At 67.0% G+C, this 23,368-nt stretch carries 19 protein-coding genes; 14 read left to right on the plus strand and 5 right to left on the minus strand.

Features of this window, described 5'->3' with window-relative positions:
• Positions 1–35 precede the first annotated feature (35 nt).
• The 6 genes from BBTA_RS30485 to BBTA_RS30510 all read left to right on the plus strand — a co-directional run bounded on the left by BBTA_RS30485 (position 36) and on the right by BBTA_RS30510 (position 9,053).
• Complete coding sequence (locus tag BBTA_RS30485) at positions 36–926, plus strand: ABC transporter substrate-binding protein (protein WP_012046354.1); 891 nt, start codon at positions 36–38, stop codon at positions 924–926.
• 202 nt (positions 927–1,128) lie between these two features.
• Positions 1,129–2,739 carry an amino acid ABC transporter permease/ATP-binding protein gene (locus tag BBTA_RS30490; protein WP_012046355.1) on the plus strand — a complete coding sequence of 537 codons (1,611 nt, stop codon included), beginning with the start codon at positions 1,129–1,131 and terminating at the stop codon, positions 2,737–2,739.
• Between the two features lie 264 nt (positions 2,740–3,003).
• The gene (locus tag BBTA_RS30495; RefSeq protein ID WP_012046356.1) at positions 3,004–4,245 is read left to right on the plus strand and encodes an acetamidase/formamidase family protein; all 1,242 of its coding nucleotides are present in this window, start codon (positions 3,004–3,006) and stop codon (positions 4,243–4,245) included.
• 204 nt (positions 4,246–4,449) lie between these two features.
• Positions 4,450–6,783: an acetamidase/formamidase family protein gene (locus tag BBTA_RS30500; RefSeq protein ID WP_012046357.1), complete on the plus strand. Its 2,334-nt coding sequence runs from the start codon at positions 4,450–4,452 to the stop codon at positions 6,781–6,783.
• Between the two features lie 151 nt (positions 6,784–6,934).
• Positions 6,935–7,318, plus strand: a complete 384-nt coding sequence (locus BBTA_RS30505) for a RidA family protein (protein ID WP_012046358.1) — start codon at positions 6,935–6,937, stop codon at positions 7,316–7,318.
• A gap of 139 nt (positions 7,319–7,457) precedes the next feature.
• Positions 7,458–9,053 carry a gamma-glutamyltransferase family protein gene (locus BBTA_RS30510; protein ID WP_012046359.1) on the plus strand — a complete coding sequence of 532 codons (1,596 nt, stop codon included), beginning with the start codon at positions 7,458–7,460 and terminating at the stop codon, positions 9,051–9,053.
• Between the two features lie 343 nt (positions 9,054–9,396).
• On the opposite strand, the gene BBTA_RS30515 is transcribed toward BBTA_RS30510, so the two are convergent.
• The 3 genes from BBTA_RS30515 to kynU form a co-directional block, all read right to left on the minus strand.
• Positions 9,397–10,221: an alpha/beta hydrolase gene (locus BBTA_RS30515; RefSeq protein WP_012046360.1), complete on the minus strand. Its 825-nt coding sequence runs from the start codon at positions 10,219–10,221 to the stop codon at positions 9,397–9,399.
• A 260-nt stretch (positions 10,222–10,481) separates the two neighbouring features.
• Positions 10,482–11,321 carry a tryptophan 2,3-dioxygenase gene (gene kynA / locus BBTA_RS30520; protein ID WP_012046361.1) on the minus strand — a complete coding sequence of 280 codons (840 nt, stop codon included), beginning with the start codon at positions 11,319–11,321 and terminating at the stop codon, positions 10,482–10,484.
• Positions 11,318–12,511 carry a kynureninase gene (gene kynU / locus BBTA_RS30525; RefSeq protein WP_012046362.1) on the minus strand — a complete coding sequence of 398 codons (1,194 nt, stop codon included), beginning with the start codon at positions 12,509–12,511 and terminating at the stop codon, positions 11,318–11,320. The genes kynA and kynU overlap by 4 nt, the downstream gene beginning before the upstream one ends.
• A 157-nt stretch (positions 12,512–12,668) precedes the next feature.
• On the opposite strand from kynU, the gene BBTA_RS30530 reads away from it, so the two are divergent.
• A complete protein-coding gene (locus BBTA_RS30530; protein ID WP_012046363.1) occupies positions 12,669–13,076 on the plus strand; it encodes a DUF4864 domain-containing protein in 408 nt (135 codons plus the stop codon).
• 13 nt (positions 13,077–13,089) lie between these two features.
• Here the strand turns inward: BBTA_RS30530 and BBTA_RS30535 are convergent, their stop codons facing one another.
• Together BBTA_RS30535 and BBTA_RS30540 are read right to left on the minus strand one after the other, a co-directional pair.
• Positions 13,090–14,175: a TAXI family TRAP transporter solute-binding subunit gene (locus BBTA_RS30535; protein ID WP_012046364.1), complete on the minus strand. Its 1,086-nt coding sequence runs from the start codon at positions 14,173–14,175 to the stop codon at positions 13,090–13,092.
• A gap of 528 nt (positions 14,176–14,703) precedes the next feature.
• On the minus strand, positions 14,704–15,942 hold the full coding sequence (locus tag BBTA_RS30540; RefSeq protein WP_012046365.1) for an MFS transporter: 1,239 nt from the start codon (positions 15,940–15,942) through the stop codon (positions 14,704–14,706).
• A gap of 171 nt (positions 15,943–16,113) precedes the next feature.
• On the opposite strand from BBTA_RS30540, the gene BBTA_RS30545 reads away from it, so the two are divergent.
• The 7 genes from BBTA_RS30545 (at position 16,114) to BBTA_RS30575 (ending at position 23,214) form a co-directional block, all read left to right on the plus strand.
• On the plus strand, positions 16,114–16,584 hold the full coding sequence (locus BBTA_RS30545) for a hypothetical protein (protein ID WP_012046366.1): 471 nt from the start codon (positions 16,114–16,116) through the stop codon (positions 16,582–16,584).
• A 67-nt stretch (positions 16,585–16,651) separates the two neighbouring features.
• The gene (locus BBTA_RS30550) at positions 16,652–16,951 is read left to right on the plus strand and encodes a hypothetical protein (RefSeq protein WP_012046367.1); all 300 of its coding nucleotides are present in this window, start codon (positions 16,652–16,654) and stop codon (positions 16,949–16,951) included.
• 1 nt (position 16,952) lies between these two features.
• On the plus strand, positions 16,953–18,380 hold the full coding sequence (locus tag BBTA_RS30555; RefSeq protein WP_012046368.1) for a TolC family protein: 1,428 nt from the start codon (positions 16,953–16,955) through the stop codon (positions 18,378–18,380).
• 13 nt (positions 18,381–18,393) lie between these two features.
• Positions 18,394–19,734 (plus strand): multicopper oxidase family protein, encoded by a 1,341-nt coding sequence (locus BBTA_RS30560; RefSeq protein WP_012046369.1) that lies wholly within the window; start codon positions 18,394–18,396, stop codon positions 19,732–19,734.
• A gap of 32 nt (positions 19,735–19,766) precedes the next feature.
• Positions 19,767–20,228 carry a cupredoxin domain-containing protein gene (locus BBTA_RS30565; protein WP_012046370.1) on the plus strand — a complete coding sequence of 154 codons (462 nt, stop codon included), beginning with the start codon at positions 19,767–19,769 and terminating at the stop codon, positions 20,226–20,228.
• 144 nt (positions 20,229–20,372) lie between these two features.
• The gene (locus BBTA_RS30570) at positions 20,373–20,669 is read left to right on the plus strand and encodes a copper-binding protein (RefSeq protein WP_012046371.1); all 297 of its coding nucleotides are present in this window, start codon (positions 20,373–20,375) and stop codon (positions 20,667–20,669) included.
• A 322-nt stretch (positions 20,670–20,991) separates the two neighbouring features.
• On the plus strand, positions 20,992–23,214 hold the full coding sequence (locus BBTA_RS30575) for a glycosyltransferase family 41 protein (protein WP_012046372.1): 2,223 nt from the start codon (positions 20,992–20,994) through the stop codon (positions 23,212–23,214).
• Positions 23,215–23,368: the final 154 nt, after the last annotated feature.

Raw genomic sequence — 23,368 nt, forward strand, 5'->3', positions numbered from 1 at the left:
CCAGCGCGACATCATCGTTCGAAGGAGCTGGCAACATGCAGACGAGGCTATTCACCAAAGCGAGGCGCGCGTGGCTTGTCGCGCTCGGCGCGATCATCGCGGCGGGGCTTCTCGCTCCCGTCGGCGCCCAGGCCGCGACGCCCGCAGGCTGCGCGGCACTGAAGGAGAAATATCCGGACTGGAAGGGCAAGACGCTCGTCAACGCCATCAACCCGCACACGCCGGGCTATGAGTCGATCGATCCGAAGGACCCGAGCAAATATGTCGGCTTCGACATCGATCTCGGCGAGGCCATCGGCGACTGCCTCGGCTTCAAGCTGACCTACAAACCCGTGACCTTCGCCGCGCTCCTGACCACATTGGCAAGCGGCCAGGCCGACATCGTCATCTCCGACATCTACGCCACCAAGGAGCGCGCCAAGGCCGCCGACTTCATCACCTACTCCAAGGTGTTCGACGGCGTGCTGGTCGCCAAGGGCAACCCGAAGGGCATCAACGGCATCAATCTGTCGATGTGCGGCGCCGCCGCCGCCGAGAACACCGGCTATGTCGAGGTCCCGCTGATCCAGGACCTCGGCCCGCAATGCAAGGCCGCCGGCAAGCCCGAGCCGACGCTCCAGCTCTATGACAACAACGCCAACTGCATCCAGGCCATTCTCGCCGGCCGTGCCGACACCTATGTCAACGACGTCAACACGGTCGATCAAGCAGTCAAGGCCTATCCGGACAAGCTGGAGAAGGCGATCGCGGTGACCATCCCCTATTCGGTCGGCATCGCCGTGCCGAAAGACAAGCCGAAGTTCCGCGACGCCGTGATGGCCGCGCTGATCGAGGTGCAGAAGGCCGGCATCCATCAGGAGCTGTTGAAGAAGTGGGAGCTTGATCCGGCGAACTTCAAGGAGCCGGACATCCTGACGGCGGACTAAGCGCGCCCTTCAAGCGAAGCTGCTGCCGCAAAAGACCGCGCGCTCCCCTCCCCCTTGCCGAGAGGATGGGGGATGGGGGTCTACACGGCGGAGTCTTTGCTGACATCCCCCTCCCCAACGAGGAGGGATCGCACGAATCGCGGTCGGCACGGCGCTCCGCGCCGTTGCTCACCCTGCGGCACTTTTCAGGCACTCATCACCGATGTCCCTCTTTCTGCACTATCTCAGCATGCCGTACCTGCTCATGGGCATCGAGCTCACGCTGCAGGTCACCGCGCTCGGGCTGATCGGCGGATTGCTTCTTGGGATCATTCTCGCCGGCATGCAGCTCAGCCGGTTCTGGCTATTGGCCGCGATCGCGCGCGGCTACACCGTGATCTTCCGCGGCACGCCGCTGATCCTGCAGATGGTGTTCGCCTACGACGCGCTGCCGCATATCGGCATCAAGCTGCCGGCGGTGCTGGCCGCCGGCCTCGCGCTGGCCTGCAACGAAGCGCCGTTCATTGCCGAGATGCTGCGCTCCGGCGTGCTCGGCGTCGATCGCGGCCAGCTGCTGGCGGGTCAGGCGCTCGGCATGACGCCCGGCGTTCTGATGCGCCGGATCATCGCGCCGCAGGCGATCCGCACCATGATCCCCGCCTTCGGCAACGAGGCCGTGAGCGCGTTGAAGAACTCCTCGCTGGCCTCGGTGATCGCCGTGCAGGAGCTGACCCTGCGCTCGACGCAGCTCGCCTCCTCGACTTTCGATTTCTTCTCGATCTTCTTTGCTTCCGGCCTCATCTATCTCGTGCTGACCGGCGCGATCAGCGTGATTCAGCTGGCGCTGGAATGGCTGCTCGACCTCGACCGGACGACGAAGCCGCGCGGCCTCGCTGATTATCTCCCCTGGCGCCGCGTCGACCTCACGCCAAAGCCGGAGCAGGCCAACAAGGCAGCGCCGCCAGAGGCACCCGAGCTCAAAGAGACCCCGCCGCTCGCTTTGTCGATCGAAGACCGGGCCCGGCGCGCGGCGACTGTCGCGCGCAACAACGTCGCGGTCGAGGTGAAACACCTGCGCAAGGCCTATGACGGCAACAAGGTGCTCGACGGCCTCGACATCACCGTACGCATCGGCGAGGTGGTCGCGCTGCTCGGGCCCTCCGGCTCCGGCAAGAGCACCCTGCTCCGCTGCATCAACCACCTCGAGAACTGGGATGCCGGCGAGATCCGCGTCGGCGGCCGCAAGCTCGGCTTCGACGAACAAGGGCGCAAGCTGTCGCCGCGCGCGATCGCCAATGAGCGCGCCAATGTCGGCGTCGGCATGGTGTTCCAGCAGTTCAACCTGTTCGGCCATCTCACCGCGAAGGAGAACGTGGCTGGTCCCCTGCGCTGGGTGCACGGCATGGGCCGGTTCGAGGCCGAGCGCCGTGCTCTCGAGCTGCTGGAGCGCGTCGGGCTCTCGCACCGTGCCGATGCGCTGCCGCGGCATCTCTCCGGCGGCCAGCAGCAGCGCGTCGCGATCGCCCGCGCGCTGGCGCCGAACCCGAGCGTGCTGCTGCTGGATGAGCCGACCTCGGCGCTCGATCCCGAGCTGGTCAACGAGGTGCTGGAGGTGATCCGCCGCCTCGCGATCGATGACGGCCTCACCATGATCATCTCGACCCACCAGATCCGCTTCGCCGACGAGGTCGCCGACCGCGTCGCCTTCCTCAATGGCGGCGTCATCCTCGAGCAGGGCCCGGCCCACGAGGTGCTGACGAATCCGCGCCATCCGCTGACCGCACGCTTCCTGTCGGTGATGGAGGCCGAGCGGCCGAAGGACGCGGTGGCATGAGCGCCGCGTCCTTGTGTGCCGCGACAGCGTCCTCTTGGCCATCCTTCGAGACGCCCGCCTACGGCGGGCTCCCCAGGATGAGGTCCGTGGCTGCGGCGCCGTCACTCCCACCCTTCATGGTGAGGAGGCGCGCAGCGCCGTCTCCGGACGATGCCTTCGGCATCGCCTTGAGAACTATGAGGCCCACGGTCTCGTCCCCCACAGGACCCCGGGCACGAGCCAACGTCCTGACGTTTTTCGATCTCTGAGCAAAGAGGCCCTCGCATGAAGCACCATCTGCTGCCGGTGTCCAACAAGACCGTCCACTGGGGCTATTTCTCCAAGGTGGTGTCGCCGGCGCTCACCTTGCGCTCCGGCGATCGCGCCACGATCGAGACGCTGACGCATCACGCCAACGACGATTATGAGCGCATGATCAAGGACGATCCCGGCGCCGAAAGCGTCTTCAAATGGACGAAAGAACACAAGGCGGTGGCGCGGCGCGGCTCCGGCCCGACCGAAGGCCCGTTCATCCGCGGCGCCGGCGAAGGCATCGGCGTGCATCTGCTGACGGGCCCGGTGGCGATCGAAGGCGCCGAGCCCGGCGACGTGCTGGAGGTCCGCATCCTCGATATCAGGCCGCGGCCGAGCCAATGCGGCTGCCATGCCGGCAAGTGCTTCGGCTCCAATGTCGCGGCGAATTGGGGCTTCCATTATCACGACCTGATCGAGGAGCCGAAGCCGCGCGAGGTCGTCACCATCTTCGAGCTGGACAGTTCGGGCGAGCCGTTCGCCAAGGCGGTCTACAACTACGTCTGGACGCCGCAGACCGATCCCGACGGGATCGTCCATCCGACCATCGACTATCCCGGCGTGCCGGTCGATCACACCACGATCAGGAAGCGCGAGAACATCCTGCCGGGCATCAAGGTGCCGGCGCGGCTGCATTTCGGCACCATGGGCCTCGCGCCCTCCGAGGCGGACTACGTCTCCTCGATCCCGCCGAGCTACACCGGCGGCAATATCGACGATTGGCGCATCGGCAAGGGCGCGCGGATGTATTATCCGGTCGCCGTGCCCGGCGCCTATTTCTCGGTCGGCGATCCCCATGCCGCGCAGGGCGACAGCGAGCTCGGCGGCACCGCGATCGAGACCTCGCTCACCGGGGACTTCGAGTTCATCCTGCACAAGAAGGGCGATCTTGGCGGCACCCAGCTGGAAGGCCTCACCCATCCGCTGCTGGAAACCAGCGACGCGTGGTCGGTCTATGGCTTCACCTATCCGAACTATCTCGCCGAGCTCGGCGCCAATGCGCAGACCGAGATCGCCAACCATTCCAGCCTCGATCGCGCCATGCGCGACGCCTTCCGCAAGCTCCGCCGCTTCCTGATGACGGTGCATCATCTCAGCGAGGACGAGGCGATCTCGCTGATGTCGGTCGGCGCCGATTTCGGCGTCACCCAGGTGGTGGACGCCAATTGGGGCGTGCACGGCACGATCCGGAAGACCGTGTTCCGGTGTGATTGATTGACGTTGGTGAACGAGCCCTCGCTCCACGAAAGGTACGCTCCCTCCCCCCTTGTGGGGCAGGGGAACAGACCGCTCGCGGGGCACAGCATTGACCAACTCAAGAGCACAGCGCTGAAGACCGACTCCCTTCTGCGGACATCACACACCATGAAGCTCATCTGGCACGGGGGTTGCTTCGAATTCCCGGACCCGGGGCGTGCCATGAGTTTCCGTCCGTTCACCAGCGAATCCTATGCCGAGGGCGAGCGCCCGGATGCGTGGCGCGATGTGTTGAGCGCCGTCGGGCTGCAGCCGGCAACGAAGACGGCCTTCTACGACGGCCATGCCACCGCCTCGCATCGGACTGCGCCAGGCCTGGCGCTATCGCGGCTTTCGGCAGGCTCGCAGAGCGTAGCCGCGGTTCCGCAGGCGCATGAGGACTTGCCGATCGCGCTGCTCGCGATCGAGGATGGCGCCGTGCTCCGCAGCGGCGACAGCCACCGCATCGTGCCGTCGGGACATCTGCTGCTGCTGCCGCGGACACGCGACTGGAGCATCGCGTTTCAGCGCGACCTGCGCGCGATCGTGCTGTCGGTAACATCGGACGCGCTGCACGGCCGCATCAGCGGCAAGCTGAAATTCGCCAAGCCGCAGGTGATCGCGCCAATTGGGCTCGCCGACGTGGTCTGCCGCACCATCGAGGCGACAGCGCGAACGCTGGAAACGCTCAGCGACGCCGAATGGAGCACGGTCGCGCAAAGTCTCGTCGATCTGCTGCTGACGCTGGCGCATCGCCAGGCCGTGCCGGTCTCGGAGGCCGGCAGCAGCGCGACCCAGGCCGCGACCTTGCACCGGATCTGCCAGAGCATCGAGCGAAGGCTCGATGACGCCACTCTCACGCCGGCAAGCGTCGCGCAGGCCGAAGGCATCTCCGAGCGCTATCTGCAGAAGCTGTTCGAGAGCGCCGGCGACAATTTCAGTCACTATGTCCGCGAGCGGCGGCTGCAGCGCGCCTGGACCGATCTGTCCAATCCGGCCGAAGCCCATCATTCCATCTCGGAGATCGCCTATCGCTGGGGCTTTGCCGATTCAGCGCATTTCAGCCGCAGCTTCCGCGCCCGCTTCGGCCTGTCGCCGCGCGAGTTCCGCCAGCAGAAGGCTGAGCAGGCGGTGACCTCGGCGGTGCCGCGCGGCCAGCGCGGCTGGCCGCAGGATGCACTGGCCCAGCAGCGCGCCTCGCCGACCGCGGCTCCGGCGCGAAGCGGCATCGCCCTGCCCGCGCCCGCCAACGACCAGGACGCGCAGCAGCGGCATCATCATCTCGCAGTGTCCGCCGAGCGCGTGCATTGGGGCTATTTCAGCCGCTCGCTGCCGCCGCAGCTGGAGATCGCCTCCGGTGACACGATCACGATCGAGACGCTGACCCAGCACGCCTCCGATGATCCGGAGCTGATGATCGCAGGTGACGAGGGCGCGCTCAGCGTGTTCGGCTGGACCAGAACGAAGAAGAACGTCGACCGCCGCGGAGCGGGACCGATGGACGCCAGCGTGTTCGGCCGCGGCGCCGGCGAAGGATTTGGCGTACACATCTGCACCGGTCCGGTGGCGATCAAGGACGCGCAGCCCGGCGACGTGCTCGAGGTCCGCATCCTCGACATCGTGCCGCGGCCGAGCCGCAACCCGAACCACGCGGGACGCGTGTTCGGCTCCAGCGTCGCGGCGTGGTGGGGCTATCATTACAATGAGCTGATCGCGTCGCCGCAGCCGCGCGAGGCCGTGACGATCTACGAGATCTTCGCCGGCGATCCCGAGCCGCACGCCCGCGCGTTGTATTCCTATCGCTGGGAGCCGCAAACCGATCCGGCCGGGATCGTGCACGCGACCTATGATTATCCCGGCGTGCCGGTGGCCGCTGACAGCATCAAGCGCCGCCATGGCGTGCTCGACAACATCCGCATTCCGCTGCGGCCACATTTCGGCGTCATCGCCGTGGCACCGCGCGAAGCCGATTTCGTCGACTCGGTTCCGCCATCCTATTTCGGCGGCAATCTCGACAATTGGCGCATCGGCAAAGGAGCGACCGTGTATCTGCCGGTCGCCGTTCCCGGCGCGCTGCTCTCCGTCGGCGATCCTCACGCCACGCAGGGCGACGGCGAATTGTCCGGCACCGCGATCGAATGCTCGATGACCGGCACCTTCCAGGTGATCCTCCACAAGAAGACCCAGCTCGCCGGACAGCCCTTCGCCGACCTCACTTATCCGCTGATCGAGACCGCGACCGATTGGGTGCTGACCGGCTTCAGTCATCCGAACTATCTCGCCGAGTTCGGCGCGCAGGGCCAGAGCGAGGTCTACGCGACATCCTCGCTCGACCTCGCGATGAAGGATGCGTTCCGCAAGATGCGCCGCTTCCTGATGCACATCAAAGGCCTCAGCGAGGACGAGGCGATCGCGCTGATGTCGGCGGCCGTCGACTTCGGCGTGACGCAGGTGGTCGACGGCAATTGGGGCGTGCACGCGATCCTGAGCAAGCGGCTGTTCGAGGATGCGGATTGAACCGCAGCTGCTTCTCAGATCTCCGTCATTGCGAACGAAGCGAAGCAATCCCGGGCGTCACGCGCGACTCTGGATTGCTTCGTCGCTTCGCTCCTCGCAATGACGGCCGTTGTTGTTTTTCCAGCGAGCCCCCTACGAAGAGGACACCCCCATGCAATTCCACATGATCACAGGCGCGACGAAGCCGGTGGCGCCGTTCAGTCACGCGGTCGAGACCGACGGCTTCGTGTTCGTCACCGGCCAGATGCCGGACTCACCGGAGGCGCCGGGCGTACTGCCGGAGGGGATCGTCCAGCAGACGAAGGCGGTGATGCAGAACTTGAAGGACATCCTCCAAGGTCTTAACCTCTGCTTCGAACATATTGTGATGGCTCGGATTTACCTGACCGAGTTCAAGCGCGATTACGCGGCAATGAATGAAACCTATCGTTCATTCTTTCCGCCGGACCGGCTGCCGGCCCGCACCTGCGTCGGCGTCACCGGCCTTGCCTATGACGCGCTGATCGAGATCGATCTGGTCTGCCGCAGACCATAATACCCATTGGTAAACATCTCCTCAACGCGGCAAGCCGTCATTCGATCCGGGCTGGGGAGCCTTCCGCTGCTGCCGATTGTGTGCCGGCACCAACCGGTGTCAATTCGCCGACGAATGCGGCGGATCGAGGGGGAGTGCCATGCCGAACCAGTTTTCCAATCGTCAAGAGATCCGCAAGCCGGCGGTGACCAGCAAAGGCGGCATCGTCGCGGCGCAGTCGCGGCGGGCGGCGGAGATCGGCGCCGAGGTGCTGGCCGCCGGCGGCGACTGCATCGATGCGGTCGTCGCGACCGGCTTTGCGCTCGGCGTGCTGGAGCCGTGGATGAGCGGTCTCGGCGGCGGCGGCGCGATGGTGCTGTACCGCGCCAAGGAGAACCGCGTCGAGGTGATCGACTACGGCATGCGCGCGCCCGACAGTCTGCGCGTGGAAGACTATCCGCTGGCCAATGACGGCAGTGTCGCCGCCGATCTGTTCCCGTGGCCCCGCGTCAAGGACGACCGCAACCTGCACGGCCCCGGCGCGGTCGCCGTGCCCGGCGTCGTCGCCGGCATGGAGGCGGCGCACAGCCGCTACGCCAGGCTACCCTGGCAGGACCTCGTCACGCCGAGCGTAAGGCTCGCTGCTGAAGGCCTGCTGGTGGATTGGTGGACCACCGTGATGATCTCGAGCTGCGCCGCCGATCTGCGCCGCTATCCCGCCAGCGCCGCGGCCTATCTCAAGGACGGCCTGCCGCCGAACCCGCAATGGGGTGCCAAGGCGGTCACGCGCTTGCCGCAGGAGCAGCTGAAGGCGACGCTTGCGCATCTTGCCAGCGCCGGTGCGCGCGATTTCTATCAGGGCGACATCGCCCGCTCCCTGACGCGCGACATCCAGGCGGCCGGCGGGGCGTTGTCGGTCGAGGATCTCGCCGCCTTCGCGGCGCATGTCCGCGAGCCGCTGCGCATCCCCTATCGCGGCGGCACCGTGTTCGCGACGCCGGAACTGACCGCTGGACCCACGCTGGCGCACGCGCTGCGGCTGATGCAGGCCAGCATCGCCGCGTCAGGCCAGGCGCCTGACGCCAGCGCCTTCATCGCCTATGCGCAAGCGCTGCAATCGGCCTATCGCGAGCGCCTCAACGACATGGGCGATGCGCCCGGCAAGCGCGCGCTCGGCGCGGAATATCTCGCCCCGGCCTGCACCACGCATTATTCGGTGGTCGATCGCGACGGCAACATGGCGGCGGTCACCCAAACCTTGCTGTCGGGCTTCGGCTCGAAATTCCAGGCGCCGCAGAGCGGCATCATGATGAACAACGGCATCATGTGGTTCGATCCGACGCCCGGCACGACCAACTCGCTGGCGCCGGGCAAGCGCTGCCTCACCAACTACACGCCGGTCGTGGCACAGGCGGCGGATGGAAAGCGCCTCGCGCTCGGCGCCTCCGGCGGCCGTCGCATCCTGCCCGCGGTCGCGCAGATGCTGTCCTTCGTCATGGATTACGGCATGGACCTGGACGCCGCGATCCACCAGCCGCGGATCGACGCCAGCGAGGGCGACGTGGTGGGTGCCGATACGCGGCTGCCGGCCGAGGTCATGAACGCGCTCGCGGCAAAGTTCGAGACGGTGCCGTCCCCGGTGCAGACCATGCCGATGAAATTCGCCTGCCCCAGCATCGTGCTGCGCAACGGCGACACGAACAGCGGCGCGACGGAGATCTTCCATGCCTGGGGAGATGCGGTGGCGGAGGGGTGAGGCAACGATCCCTCAGATTGGAGATATCACCGCGCTGACATTGTGCTCCCCCCCTTTGCGGGCAAGGCGATTGCATATGGCTGCACAGCAGTTCGGGGCCTCATGGTTCGAGACGCGCCGCAGAGGCGCTCCTCACCATGAGGGGCTAATTTCGTGCCGCAAAACAAGCTTTCATCCTGAGGCCGCCGGAGTCGGGTGTCTCGAAGGATGGCCGCAGAGACGATGTCAGTTTTCCATATGCGATCGCCCCGCCCTTGCGGGGAGGAGATGAGATCGCGGCGGCGTCACCGTAGAACGCAAGCGATGAGTAAGCAGCGAGAGCAGTGCGCAAAGAGCCTGGCGATTACCCCACCAGCGCCCCGACCAGCCCGCTCTCCGGCTCCGCCAGCTCATCGATCACGTCGAAATGGTGCCGGTCCGGTGCTTCGACGTAGGCCGTGGATGCGCCGAGCCCGGTCCAGATGTTGGCGAGCAGTTGGGCCTGGCGGCGGAATTCGTTGCGCTCGGCGCCGCCGACCCAGGCGGTGACCCGCGCGCCCTCGATCGGCGCCAGCAGCGCGGGACTCTCGCGCAGCGCAGTGGCGTCGTCGATGCGCAAGGTCTCGTTCATCGCCGTCCGTTGCAGCGGACGCAGATCGTGCAGACCTGAGATCGAGACGACGCTGGTGATGCGCGCCTGCCGCTCCGGCGGCAGCGGCGCGCCGCGGCAGATCATGCGGCTGACGAGATGGCCGCCGGCGGAATGGCCGGTCAGCGCCACCGGACCCGCAACCTCGTCCATGGCCCGCGCGATCGCCTGCGCCACATCGGACGAGATGTCGGCGAGGCCGACCTCGGGGCAGAGCCGGTAGGACGGCATCGCCACAGCAAAGCCGTGCGCGTTGCCGCCGCGCGCCAAATGGGACCAGAAGCTCTTGTCGAGCCGCATCCAATAGCCGCCATGCACGAAGACGACGAGCCCTTTCGGCGCAGCCGCAGGCAGGAAGAGGTCGAGACGCTGGCGGTCATGCGCGCCATAGGCAATGTCGAGCTTCGCCCGGCCCTGCCCCGCGAGCTCTTTGCGATACGCGTCAGCCGGCGCGACCCATAGGCCGGGCCAGCGCTCGCCGCCGGCGATGTTGGGGCCATTGGCGTAGGCGTTGTCCCAGTCCTTGATAGTATAGAGCATCGAAATCTCCTGATCGAATGAGCGCGCGGCCTTGCAGCCCGAGGTCTATCGCTGATGATATTCTGAGTCTTCGCGGGTCCGCATCCTCATGCCCGGGCTTCGTCCCGCCTGCGCGACCGAAGCCGCTTCGGCGCGGCGAAGGCCCGGCATCCACGTCCGTTCCAGGATGCAGCACGACGTGGATGGCCGGAACGGAGTCCGACCATGACCGTGCGCAGAGAGCCGCCTTCAAGCTTGAACATCATATGCGGGAGCCCTGCTCACAGCCCGGTGCGCAGCTTCCAGAGTTCGGGGAACAACACGATCTCCAGCATCTTGCGCAGATAGTTCACGCCGCTGGTACCGCCGGTGCCGGTCTTGAAGCCGATGATGCGCTCCACCGTGGTGACGTGGTTGAAGCGCCAGCGGCGGAAATAATCCTCGAAATCGACCAGCTTCTCGGCCAGCTCGTACAGCTCCCAATGCCGCTGCGGATCGCGATAGACGCTGGTCCAGGCCGCCGCCACTTCCGGGCTCTCGCTGCGCGTTCCGCGCCAGTCGGTGCGCTGCCCGTCGGCGCCGATGAAGAAGCCGCGCCGCGCCAGCAGCTTCAGCGCTTCATCATACAGGCTGGGTTTGGCGAGGATCGCTTCCAGCTCGGCGGTCAACTCGGGGTGATGCGCGTGCGGACGCAGCATCGCCAGATTGCGGTTGCCGAGCAGGAATTCGATCGAGCGATACTGGAACGATTGAAATCCGGAGGACTCGCCGAGCTTGTCGCGGAACAGCGTATATTCGCTTGGCGTCATCGTGCGCAGCACGTCCCAGGCGCCGTTGAGCTGCTCGAAGATGCGCGACACCCGCGCCAGCATCTTGAACGCCGGCTGCACGTCGTCTTTGGCGATCGCCGCCATCGCCGCCTTGATCTCGTGGATCGCGAGCTTCATCCACAATTCGGAGGTCTGGTGCTGGATGATGAACAGCAGTTCGTCATGCGCCGACGACAGCGGCGCCTGCGCGTCGAGCAGGCGATCGAGCATCAGATAATCGCCATAGGACATGCGTCCCTTGAAGTTCATCCGCGCGCCTTCGGTGGCGGGATCGTAGGGGGCGTTGCTCACGTCACGAGCTCCTTCTGGCGATACTCAGGCTTGTCCCACAGCCTGTTGGCGAGGACCTCCGCGAGGATGCCGACGGCGCCGCGCACCTCGGCCTCGCCGATATAGAGCGGCGTGAAGCCGAAGCGCAGCGCGTCAGGCGCGCGGAAGTCGCCGATGACGCCGCGCGCGATCAGCGCGCGCATGATCGCATAGCCGTCGGGATGACGGAACGACACCTGGCTGCCGCGCCGCGAGGCATCGCGCGGCGACGCCAAGGTCAGCGACGGACAGCGCGCCTCGACCTCGGCGATGAACAGCTCGGAGAGCGAGATCGAGGCCGTGCGCACGTCCTGCATCGACACGCCGTCCCAGGCGTCGAGCGCGGCATCGAGAGCGGCGAGCGCGATGATCGGCGGCGTGCCGATGCGCATGCGCTCGATACCGCCGCCCGGGCGATAATCCAGGTCGAAGGCAAACGGCGCCTCATGGCCCATCCAGCCCGACAGCGCCGGCGGCGCGATGTCGGCGTGGCGCGGCGCAACATAGATGAAGGCTGGCGCGCCGGGACCGCCATTGAGATATTTGTAGGTGCAGCCGACGGCGAAGTCCGCATCCGCGCCAGCAAGATCCACCGGCACCGCGCCGGCGGAATGCGCGAGATCCCACACCGTGAGCGCGCCAGCAGCATGCGCCTTCTGCGTCAGCGCGGCCATGTCGTGCATCCGGCCGGTGCGGTAGTCCACCTCGGTCAGCATCAGCACGGCAACGCTGTCGTCGATCGCGGCCTCGACCTGCTCGGGATCGACCACCTTCAAGGTCGCGCGGTCGCCGAGCATGCGGACCAGCCCCTGCGCCATGTAGAGATCGGACGGGAAATTGCCGCTGTCGGACAGGATCACGCGCCGGCTCGGATTGAGCGAGAGCGCCGCGGCGAGCGCCTGATACACCTTGATCGAGAGCGTATCGCCCATCACGACCGTGCCGGGCACAGCGCCAATCAGCCGGGCAATGCGATCACCGACGCGGCGCGGCTGCACCATCCAGCCGGCGCTGTTCCAGCCGCGGATCAGCTCCTGCCCCCACTCCGCCTCGATCATGGCGGCGACGCGCGCGGGCACCGCGGACGGCAGCGCTCCCAGCGAATTGCCGTCGAGATAGATGATGCCGTCAGGTATCTTGAAAAGCGATCGTGTGTAGGAAAAATCCGTCATGCTGCCTTGCTCTGTTCGCGATCCTGGATGCATGATTTGGGCCGTAAGAGGCCAGATCGGACGGCCCGGGCGGCCACAGCCCCGACCGAGATCGTGACGGACCGCCCATGCCCGCGCGATCTGGCTCTGTCATGACTGCAGCTTTGGAGCAAGCGCGATGAGAGTTTCAGCATGGCTCGTCCTCGGTCTCTGCCTGCTGCGGACGCCCGCCTTTGCCGGCAATGAGGTCGACGCCGCGCAGGGGGTGATCCGCGCCCAGGAGCAGGCGCTGGCGCGCGATGACGGCGCGACCGCCTATGCCCAGGCGGCGCCGGAGATCCAGGCGCTGTTCCCCAGCATCGAGATCTTCATGGCGATGGTGCGCGAAGGCTATGCACCGGTCTACCGGCACCGCAGCTTCGAATTCGGTCCATCACAGGCGCAGGACGGCACGATCATGCAGCGCGTTCACATCGTCGACGCCAATGGCGAGGCCTGGGAAGCGCTGTACACGCTACAAGCGCAGACCGATGGCAGCCTCAAGATCACCGGCTGCTCGCTGCTGAAGGCAGGCCAGTCGGTCTGACCGCGCGGCGGATTCAGCGCGTCGGCGCCGGCGGGCCGCCATGCTGCTGGCGCCATTGCAGGAACTGCCGAAACAGCGCGCTGCGCTCGGCCGGATCGTTCGACACCTGACCGCCGCTCTGGCGCACGAAATCCTCGAATTGCCGCTGCTGGACATCGGCGACATGCGGCCGCGGCGCCATGTTGCGGGCGACCAGCCACTCGTCCGCCGCCTTGAAGCGCTTCCAGCCGGGAACGGCGGCGACGATGCTCGACTCCTTCCATTTCGGATGCCGCGGCGGCTTCATGAACTCGTCGTAGTTCGCGAAGAACGCATCGACGAAGCGCGCGACCTTGCGGTAGCGCTCGGTATTCTCCGGCCAATTGTAGCTGACAAGCAGCATGCCGATCGCCACGGTCTCGATCGTCTCGCCAGACCCGAGCAGGTTGGGATATTCCTCCGACGACAGCGTGGTCGGCAGATAGAGATCCTGCAGACGGCGGTCGTAGGGGATGGCCACCAGATGCAGCGCGCGATTGTCGTTGCGGATGTTGCGCGCGAGCTGGAACACTTTGCCGGTCGAGACGATGTAGGCGTCGGCTTCGCCGTCGACCAGCTTCTGGATCGATTTCGCATCGTCGGTCGAATAGTCGAACGATGCGGTCATGCCGAGCCGGTTGAAGATCACGCGCGCCGAATAGAACCCGACATCGGTCGGCGCAATGACCCGCTTGCCGTTGAGATCGAAGATCGAGCGGATCGAGGACCGCGCGATGACATGGACCTCATTATAATAAAGCCGCGCGACGTAGCGCAGCTGCGACGTGATGTCCGGGATGCCGTATTGCAGGCGATAGAACTCAGGCACGTCGGCGGCGACCGCGCCCATGTCGATGCTCTTGAGGAACAGGATGTCGGAGACATTGCGGACTGGCCCCTTGCCGAGCACCGGCAGCACACGAATGTTGGACTGATCGTCGAGCACGCGCGCCATGTCCGAGCCGAACACCGAGGTCGCCCCGCCAGCCGGCGCCGTGATGATCGTGACCGTGCCGTCGTTGACGTCGTTCGGGTTCGGTAGCCGCCATACATCGGGTCCGCTGCCGGGCGCCGGCGACAATGAGGCCGGCAATCCGGCCGGACGTGGCGGCGCGGGGATCACAGGCGCAGCATTCGGCTTGGCCGGCGCAGGCGCCACCGGCACGATGATGGAGCGGGTCGGCGCGGGGCGTTGGGGTGGAGGCGCCTGCGCCGAAGCCGCACCGGCAAGCAGGAGGCTGACGATCACTGCGGGCAGCAGCTTCCAAACGCCTTGGGGCACGATCGGTGATGCGCATCGTCCTTCGCCATCGCGATGCCGCCGCAGCGATCTCGACCGGTCCGCAGCCTTCACCTCGACGCCTCCTTGCGCTTCGGGCAAGCGATGGGCATCCGCGGCCCCGGATGGGACCACGCAACATTCCCCCTCGCGATGCGAGTCCCCCCGAGCGCTCATGGCCTCGAGCGGCCTCGATCGAGTTGGTAGTTGCTGGTTGGGATTCGATGGATTTGCGGCGCGCGCCGGGATTTTGTATGACGGCGTGCATATGCCCCGCCGATCGGGATCCGACTGTTGCCGTCGCGCAACGCTTTCGCTTCAGGTCTGGGCTCAAGCCGCGAGCGAGTGTTGCCGCCGCGCCAGAATCAGCAGCGTGACCACGATGGCCAGATTGAGCGCATTCCAGCCGAGCCCATTGGCGAAGGCCGCGGCATAGGAGCCGGTGGCGTCGAAGATCACGCCGGAGACCCAGCCGCCGAACGACATCCCGAACACCGAGGCGAAGATGACGATGCCCACGCGGGTGGCGGCCTCGCGCGCCGGCATCGCCTCGCGCACGATGATCGCATAGCTCGGCACGATGCCGCCCTGGAACAGGCCGAACATCCCGGAGATCAGATACAGCGAGGTGAGGCCGTCGAAGAACAGATAGAACAGCAGAGCAAAGCCCTGCGCGAGCGAGCCGATCAGCAATGTGCGCATGCCGCCGACACGGTCGGCGAGAAAGCCCGAGCCGATGCGGCTGAGGATGCCGAGCGCCATCATCAGCGACAGCATCTGGGCGCCGGCCGCGACGCCATAGCCGAGATCGCCGCAATAGGCGACGATGTGGACCTGCGGCATCGCCATGGCGACGCAGCAGGCGATCGCAGCGACGCTGAGCAGCACGGTCAGTGCATTGGTGGAAATCGGCAGCGCGAGCTGCGGCGGTGCGGCATGGGCATGATCCTGCGCGCCGGCGCCGCCCATGCGGGCGCGCAACAGCAGCAGCAACGCGCTCATGGTCACCGCACTGAAAATCCCGAGCGCGACATGGCTGGCGCGCCAGCCGATCTGCTGCACGCCCCAATTCACCAGCGGCGGCCAGATCGTGCCGGCGACATAATTGCCGGAGGCGACGATGGTGACGGCGAGCCCGCGATAGCGCACAAACCAATGCGAGGCCTCGGCCATCAACGGCGCGAAGGTCACGGATGAACCCAGCCCGACCAGGAAATACACTGCCTGGAACTGCCACAGGGTCACCGAGGCGCCAGCGAGCAGATAGGCCGCTGCCGTGCAGGCAATGCTCAGGGCCATGGCGGTGACGATGCCAAAACGGTCGGTGATGCGGCCGACGATGACGCCACCGAGACCGAAGCCGAACATCGTGAGCGTATAGGCCAGCGAGACGGCGCCGCGGCTGGCGGCGAACTCCGCCTGCACCGTCGGCAGCACGACGACGACGGTCCACATCCCCGCACCGCCGATCGATCCGATCACGAGCGCCAGCACCAGCCGCGCCCAGGCCTGGCGCGAATCCGGAACGAAATGGGGCGCTTCCTCGAATCTTGTGGCTGGTCCGTGCACGATGTCGGCAACATCATCGTCGCGCCGCATCGGGTCAAGTCACATTGCTGCAGCATTGGCCATGCAGAAGCAGTGCAACAGACGTGGCGCAATGCTGCTTCCGCAGCCCTCTTTGCGGCGGCGCGCCTGTTGCGCTAGAATGCCGACCGACACGGAGAGATTTGCGCGCGCATGTCGCTGGGATTGACACGAAAGCTGCGGGTTTCAGCGGGACGGCTGCTCGTCCTCGCCTACCTGTTCTGCGTGCTCAGCCCGGGCGTGGCGCTCGCATTTGCCCGCGGCGCGGCGCCGTGCTTCGATGACGGCATGGTTGCCGTCGCGGTCTCTCATCATCCGGCCCAACACGCGTTGGACGATGGCGCGATGCCGCGGCATGCCGCGCATGCGCATCATCATGATCACCCAATCGCGGATGCCGGTCTACAGCCGCAGCAGGATCCGCCGCCCGCACCGTCCCACCACGATCACAGCAAGATGCCCGGCCCCTGCTGCGCCATGATGTGCGCGGTCGGCCTCGCCGCCGCGCTGCCGGTGGTCGCCTTGCGCGCTCCCCTCGCCGCGGCCAGCGAAGCTGCGCACGAGACCAGCCTGCCCGGGCGCACGCCGCCACGGCTCGATCGTCCCCCTATCGTCCTGGTCTGAACGAACGACGCGGACTCGCGCGCAACTGCGCGCGGTCGCTGATCATCGACCGACCAAAGGACAGATCATGTTGTCGCAATCACCGGCGACGCCCGCTGCCGTTCGTCCGGCGCGGCGCGGCCTGCCGTATCGCATTGTCTCCGGGGCATGCGCGCTGCTCACCGCTGTGAGCCTCGCCGGCTGCCAGCCGCGCACCGTCGCGTTCGCCGGCCCCGATCCGGCCGATCCCGCGGCCAATGAGGCGCCGGTGCGCACCTCCGCGGTCGTCGCGCCCTACACGCCGCTGCGCCCCACCGCCCCCGCCGGCTGGGGAGAGCGTGGCGGGGCGCGCGCACCGCGCTCCGAACCGGCCCGCCAGGAGCCCTGAGATGCAAGGGATCATCAAGCTCGCGCCGCGCGTCGCGGCGCTGGTCGTCGCAGCATCTGGGCTTGCCGGCTGTGCCTCGTTCTCGCCCGACGGCGGCCTCGGCGTCGTGGCCGACATCACCGGCCGTACCACCGGCAAGGAGGTCGCCTCGGTCAGAACCGATGACGATGCCGCGCGCCTGCGCGACGCCACGCGCCGGCTGCTGTCGCGGCCGCTGTCGGCGGATGCCGCGGTGCAGGTCGCGCTGTTCAACAACAAGGGGCTGCAGGCGGCCTATCATCAATTGGCGCTCAGCGAGGCTGATACGATCGAGGCCAGCCTGCCGCCGAACCCGACCTTCTCGCTGATGCGCATCAGCGGCGACGGCGCGCTGGAAGCCGAGCGGCAGGTCGCCGGCGACATTCTGGCGCTCGCCACCTTGCCGCTGCGCTCGGAGATCGCGCGCGAGCGCTTCCGGCAGGCGCAGTTGAAGGCCGCACTCACCACCTTGCGGCTGGCCGCCGACGTCCGCCGCGCGCATGTGCGCGTGGTGGCCGCGAACGAGCTGGTGGCGCTGCTCGGCGAGGCGCAATCGGCCGCGGAGGCCACCGCGAAGCTCGCCCAGAAACTCGGCGAAACCGGCGCGCTCAACCGGCTCGATCAGGCGCGCGAGCAGGTGTTCTATGCCGAGACGACGGCCGAGCTCGCCACCGCCCGCCGCATGGCGGCAAGCGCGCGCGAGCGCCTGATCCGGCTGATGGGCCTGTGGGGCGACGACCTGGGTTTCCGGCTGCCGGATCGGTTGCCCGCGCTGCCGCGGCGGCCGCTGAGCCAGCCCTTCGTCGAGCGCGACGCCGTCGCGCATCGCATCGATCTGCAGATCGCCCGGCTGGAGCTCACGGCACTCGCGACCTCGCTGCAGCTCACCGAGGCGACGCGCTTCGTGACGCTGCTCGACCTTGCCGGCCTCGATCGCAAGACCGTCGAGCCCGACGGCCGCGTCATCCGTGAGCGCGGCTATGATGTGCAGTTCCAGATTCCGGTCTTCGACGGCGGCGAGGTCCGCGCGCGGCAGGCGGCCGAGACCTACAACATCGCCTTCAACCGCCTCACCGAGCGCGCCGTCACGGTGCGTTCCGAGGCGCGCGATGCCTATCGCAGCTATCGCGCGGCTTACGACATCGCCGGCCATTATGCCCGCGAGGTGCTGCCGCTGCGCCAGATCATCAGCGAGGAGATGCAGCTGCGCTATTCCAGCATGCAGGTCGACATCTTCGCACTGCTGGTCGAGGCGCGGCAGCGGCTGGCCTCGCGCCGCGCCGCGATCGATGCCGTCAGAGACTTCTTCCTCGCCGATGCCGAGTTGTCGGCCGCGATCAACGGCGGCGTCGTGAGCGGCGAAGATAATGCACAGCAGACCGCGAGCGCGCTCGTGCCCGCCAATGACTGACAGGAGAGCCCCGATGTTGTCACGCCGAACCCTGCTCGGCTCCGCGGCGCTGGCCGGCGCCTCCGCCGTATCCGGCCGCGTCCAGGCCGCCGCCATTCCCGAAGCACCGACCATGGATAAGGCCGTGATGCAGCCGCCGTTGAATCCGTCCGCCGGTCCGGACTATCAGCCGGTGGTCACGCTCAACGGCTGGTCGCTGCCGTTCCGCATGAACGGCGACTGGAAGGAATTCCATCTCGTCGCTGAGCCGGTGACGCGCGAATTCGCGCCCGGCATGACCACGCATCTGTGGGGCTATAACGGCCAGTCGCCGGGCCCGACCATCGAGGCGGTCGAAGGCGACAGGGTGCGGATTTTCGTCACCAACAAACTGCCGGAATACACCACGGTGCACTGGCACGGCGTCATCCTGCCCTGCGGCATGGACGGCGTCGGCGGCCTGACCCAGCCGCACATCAAGCCGGGCAAGACCTTCGTCTACGAGTTCGAGATGAAGCACGCCGGCACCTTCATGTATCACCCGCATGCCGACGAGATGGTGCAGATGGCGATGGGCATGATGGGCATGATCGTCGTGCATCCGCGCGGCTCCGCGCCGCCGCCGGTCGACCGCGACTTCGTGTTCGTGATGTCGACCTATCGCATCGAGCCCGGCAGCTATCTGCCCAAGGTCAATGAGATGACCGACTTCAACATGTGGACCTGGAACGCCCGCGTCTTTCCCGGCATCGATCCGCTGCCGGTGCGGCTCGGCGACAAAGTGCGCATCCGCATCGGCAATCTCACCATGACCAACCATCCGATCCATCTGCACGGCCACAAATTCAAGGTGATCGGCACCGACGGCGGCTGGCTGCCCGAAACAGCGCAATTCCCGGAGACCACCACCGACGTGCCGGTCGGCGCTGTGCGCGTGCTCGATTTCACGGCCGACAATCCCGGCGACTGGGCGTTCCACTGCCACAAGTCGCATCACACGATGAACGCCATGGGCCACGACATGCGCAACCTGATCGGCGTGTCGCGCAAGGAGTTGGCCGCTGCCGTCGGCAAGCTCGCGCCCGAGGGCATGGTGATGGGCCATACCGGCATGGCCATGGGCACCATGGAGATGCCGGCGCCCGACAACACGCTGCCGATGATGACCGGCACCGGTCAGTTCGGCCCGATCGAGATGGGCGGCATGTTCACCACGCTCAAGGTGCGCGAGGGCCTGGCGCGCGACGATTATCGCGATCCCGGCCCTTATCAGTTTCCGCAAGGCAGCGTCGCCTATGAGGTCGCGAGCGCGCCGGAGCCGGTCCCGCGCGCCAGCAGCGCCGCAGCCGCAACGCCGAAATCCACCCGTCCATGACCAGCCGACCAGATGATCCCCAGGAGAGACAGATGAAGACCCCCGTCATGATCAGCGCCGCCATCGCCGCCGCGATGATCGCAGCCGCGCCGGCGCGCGGCCACGAGCAGCACGGCGCGCACGGCTATTCGGCCGGCGAGCCGGGCGACCCCAAACTGCCGTCGCGCACCGTCGAGGTGCTCTTGACCGAGATGGAGTTCACCCCGGCGCGCATCGACGTGAAGCGCGGCGAGCAGATCCGCTTCATGCTGCGCAACAACGGCAAGGAGGACCATGAATTCCTGCTCGCCACCAAGACGGAGAATCTGAAACACGCCGCCGTCATGAAGAAGCATCCCCACATGGAGCACGCCGAACCGAACGGCGCCCGGCTCGCACCGGGCAAGACCACCGAGCTGCTGTGGCGCTTCACCAAGGCCGGGACGTTCGAATATTCGTGCCTGATCCCCGACCATCGCGACTACGGCATGACCGGTCATGTCAGCGTCAAGTGACGGCGCGCCTCACGCGCCAGGCCGTAGGGCGGATCAGCGTTGGCGTGACCCGCCATCGCCACCGATCTCGGCCCCATCGGCGGATCACGCTGCGCTGATCCGCCCTACGCATTCAGACCCAAGACCAGCAGAAGAGACGACACGATGAAGACGTTCACTCAGCTCACCACCGCCGCCGCCCTTGCTCTCGCGCTTCTGACCCCCGCCCTCGCCGCCGATGCCATCAGCGGCGACGTCAAGAAGGTCGACGAAGCCAACGCCAAGATCACCCTGCATCACGGCCCGGCCAAGAGCCTCGGCATGGACGAGGCCATGACCATGGTCTACCGCGTCAAGGACGCCGCGATGCTCAAGGGCCTCAAGGCCGGCGACAAGGTCAAGTTCGAGGCCATCGAGGAGCCCTCCGGCTACACGGTGACCAAGATCGAGAAGGGCAAGTAGGACAAGCGACGCTGGCCCGTCAAAGTCCTGGCCCCTGCGGCCGCTTGGCGAGGATGCTGCTCCCTTGACCGGGCATTCCCCGCCTCCGCGCGCGCCCCGCCGGCCGCGTTAACGCTTTGCTAACCATGAGGCGGGCAAGCTTTGCCGCGTCGCGCTGCGCGTGGCGGGCCGCCGGATCATCGCTCCGGCGAGCCCTGCCCGTCGCGGCTGCCGGCACGACGGCGCAATCGGCCCGACCTGCGGCCCCCGGCGGGGCGCTCCGCCGAGCGCGGCGCCAGGCCCGTTCGAACGCGCCACCGCACAGTTCGCCCGGAGAAAAGCCTTGAGCACCGTTGGTTCGCGCGCCTTCCAGAAGGCCCGGCAGGAGAAGAAGCAGAAGAAGCTGGTCGAGACGCAGCTGACGGCGGCGTACACGGCCTATCGCGCCGGACGGCAGGCGGAGACCCAGGCGATCTGCGCGGCGCTGCTGCAGGAGGTGCCGAGCTGCTTCGACGCTATGCATCTGCTCGGCGTCTCGCTCGTCACCAGCTCGCGTTTCGTCGAGGCCACCGGCTTCTTGACCCAGGCGGTCGCGCTGGAGCCAAATTCGGCCGATGCGCAGTCCAATCTCGGCTGGGCACTGGTCAATTGCGAGCGCTACGAGGAGGCGCGCGCCGCGCTGGAGCGATCGCTCGCGCTGCGGCCGAACGCGCCGGTCACGTGGCGGAATCTGGCGATCGCCCTGCTGCGGCTGAAACAGGGCGAGGCCGCCCTCGACGCCGCGACCCGCGCCCTCCAGCTCAAGCCTGACGATGTCGATTCCTGGTGCAACCGCAGTGTCGCCGAGCTGATGCTGCGACGCTGGGACGCCGCTGCGGCCAGCGCCGAGCGCGCCTTGAGTTTCAACCCGGCGCATTTCGAAGCACTGGTCAACAAGGGCCTCGCGCATCTCGAACTGCATCATTTCGAGCTGGCGGAAGCGACGTTCAACACAGCCCGCGCGGTGCGGCCGAGCAATGCCGAGCTGCTGGCGCATCGCGGCCGGCTGTTCATGCTGAGCGGGCGCAATGCCGAAGCCGAAGCCGAGTTCGACGCCGCGGTCGCGCTCGATCCCCGGCTGCAAGTGGGCTGGCAGGGCAAGGCGCAGATCGCGATGCTCAACGGCAACATCGCCCAGGCGATGGCGGCCTGCAAGCGCGTGCTCGACCAGAACCCGACGGCCCAAGTGGCGCTGACCTTGCTCGGCGCCTGCCAGGGACGGCTCGGTGACATCGAAGGCGCGATTGCGCGCTTCGATCAGGCGCTCGCGGTGCAGCCGGACTATGACGAGGCCATCACCAAGAAGATCTTCTATCTCGACTTCCTCTCCGGCGCCGACTTCGCGGTCCAGCAGGCGGCGCGCTATTATTGGTGGGTGGCGGTCGGCTCGAAATTCCCGCGCCGCAAGCTTGCCGCACGCGCGCTCGATCCCGAGCGGCGCATCGTCGTCGGCTACGTCTCGGCCGACTTCCGCACGCACTCGGCCGCCTTCGCCTTCCTGCCGGTGCTGCGCGGGCACGACAAGACGCAGGTGCAGGTCAATTGCTACTCGTCCTCGCCGCGCCACGACGACTTGACGGCGACCTTCCAGTCCATCGCCGACGTCTGGGTCGAGGCGGCCAACCTCTCCGACGACGAGCTCGCCGATCGCATCCAGGCGGACGGCGTCGACATCCTGGTCGATCTCTCCGGCTACACCACGGGCACGCGGATGCCGGTGTTCGCGCGCAAGCCGGCGCCGATCCAGGTCACCGCTTGGGGCAGCGGCACCGGCACGGGGCTTGCGACCATGGACTATTTCTTCGCCGATCCCGTCACGGTGCCCGCAAACGTCCGGCCGCTCTTCGCCGAGCGCGTGCATGACCTGCCGTCGGTGATCACGATCGATCCCTTGCTCGACATTCCGCCATCGCCGCCGCCGATGCTGCAGAACGGCCACGTCACCTTCGGCGTCTACAATCGCATCGACAAGATCTCCGACGAGGCGATTGCCTTGTGGGCGCGGCTGCTCGGCGAAGTGCCGGACGCCAAGCTCGTCGTCAAGCATCTCGCGCTCAACGATCCCTTGGTGCGCGACGGCCTGCTCGGCCGCTTCGTGACGCAGGGCGTTAAGGAATCGCGCATCCTCTGCCTCGGCGCCAGCGCGCGCAGCGAGCATCTGCGATCGTTCGACCGCATCGACATCGCGCTCGATCCGTTCCCGCAGAATGGCGGCATCTCGACGTTCGAGGCGCTCTACATGGGCGTGCCGGTCGTTGCCAAGCTTGGTGCCGGCGCGGCCTCGCGGGCGGCGGGCGGCATCCTGACCGCGGCCGGCCTGTCCGATTGGGTCGCCGACGATGACGACGGCTACATCCGCATCGCCAAGACATTTGCCGCGCAGCCCGAGCTGCTGGCACAGCTGCGCACCGAGCTGCCCGGCAAGGTCGCACGCTCGCCTGCCGGCGACGTCGCCCACTACACGCGCTGCGTCGAGGCGGGCTATCGGCAGTTCTGGCGGGACTATTGCGCCAAAGCCGGCACCTGATCGGCCGTGCGGCTCTTGCCGCGCACGGCAGAGAGTTCGTTCGCAGACCGCATCGATGCGTCCTACCGGGTCTTCGGGAGCCTCTCGGGTATCGGAGGTACAACCGATAGCTGTAACGGTTCCCGCTGTGCCCTTTTGGCCGGGCCCGATGTAA

Source organism: Bradyrhizobium sp. BTAi1 (assembly GCF_000015165.1).
In the GTDB taxonomy this organism is placed as follows: Bacteria; Pseudomonadota; Alphaproteobacteria; order Rhizobiales; family Xanthobacteraceae; genus Bradyrhizobium; species Bradyrhizobium denitrificans.

Bases quoted from the DNA above. Each gene is read 5' to 3' on its own strand.
- BBTA_RS30515 (WP_012046360.1), bottom strand. From the start codon at position 10,221: ATGCTCTATACTATCAAGGACTGGGACAACGCCTACGCCAATGGCCCC.
- BBTA_RS30485 (WP_012046354.1), top strand. From the start codon at position 36: ATGCAGACGAGGCTATTCACCAAAGCGAGGCGCGCGTGGCTTGTCGCG.
- BBTA_RS30490 (WP_012046355.1), top strand. From the start codon at position 1,129: ATGTCCCTCTTTCTGCACTATCTCAGCATGCCGTACCTGCTCATGGGC.
- BBTA_RS30570 (WP_012046371.1), top strand. From the start codon at position 20,373: ATGAAGACGTTCACTCAGCTCACCACCGCCGCCGCCCTTGCTCTCGCG.
- BBTA_RS30500 (WP_012046357.1), top strand. From the start codon at position 4,450: ATGAGTTTCCGTCCGTTCACCAGCGAATCCTATGCCGAGGGCGAGCGC.
- BBTA_RS30565 (WP_012046370.1), top strand. From the start codon at position 19,767: ATGAAGACCCCCGTCATGATCAGCGCCGCCATCGCCGCCGCGATGATC.
- kynU (WP_012046362.1), bottom strand. From the start codon at position 12,511: ATGACGGATTTTTCCTACACACGATCGCTTTTCAAGATACCTGACGGC.
- BBTA_RS30545 (WP_012046366.1), top strand. From the start codon at position 16,114: ATGTCGCTGGGATTGACACGAAAGCTGCGGGTTTCAGCGGGACGGCTG.
- BBTA_RS30495 (WP_012046356.1), top strand. From the start codon at position 3,004: ATGAAGCACCATCTGCTGCCGGTGTCCAACAAGACCGTCCACTGGGGC.
- BBTA_RS30530 (WP_012046363.1), top strand. From the start codon at position 12,669: ATGAGAGTTTCAGCATGGCTCGTCCTCGGTCTCTGCCTGCTGCGGACG.
- BBTA_RS30505 (WP_012046358.1), top strand. From the start codon at position 6,935: ATGCAATTCCACATGATCACAGGCGCGACGAAGCCGGTGGCGCCGTTC.
- BBTA_RS30555 (WP_012046368.1), top strand. From the start codon at position 16,953: ATGCAAGGGATCATCAAGCTCGCGCCGCGCGTCGCGGCGCTGGTCGTC.
- BBTA_RS30560 (WP_012046369.1), top strand. From the start codon at position 18,394: ATGTTGTCACGCCGAACCCTGCTCGGCTCCGCGGCGCTGGCCGGCGCC.
- BBTA_RS30510 (WP_012046359.1), top strand. From the start codon at position 7,458: ATGCCGAACCAGTTTTCCAATCGTCAAGAGATCCGCAAGCCGGCGGTG.
- BBTA_RS30550 (WP_012046367.1), top strand. From the start codon at position 16,652: ATGTTGTCGCAATCACCGGCGACGCCCGCTGCCGTTCGTCCGGCGCGG.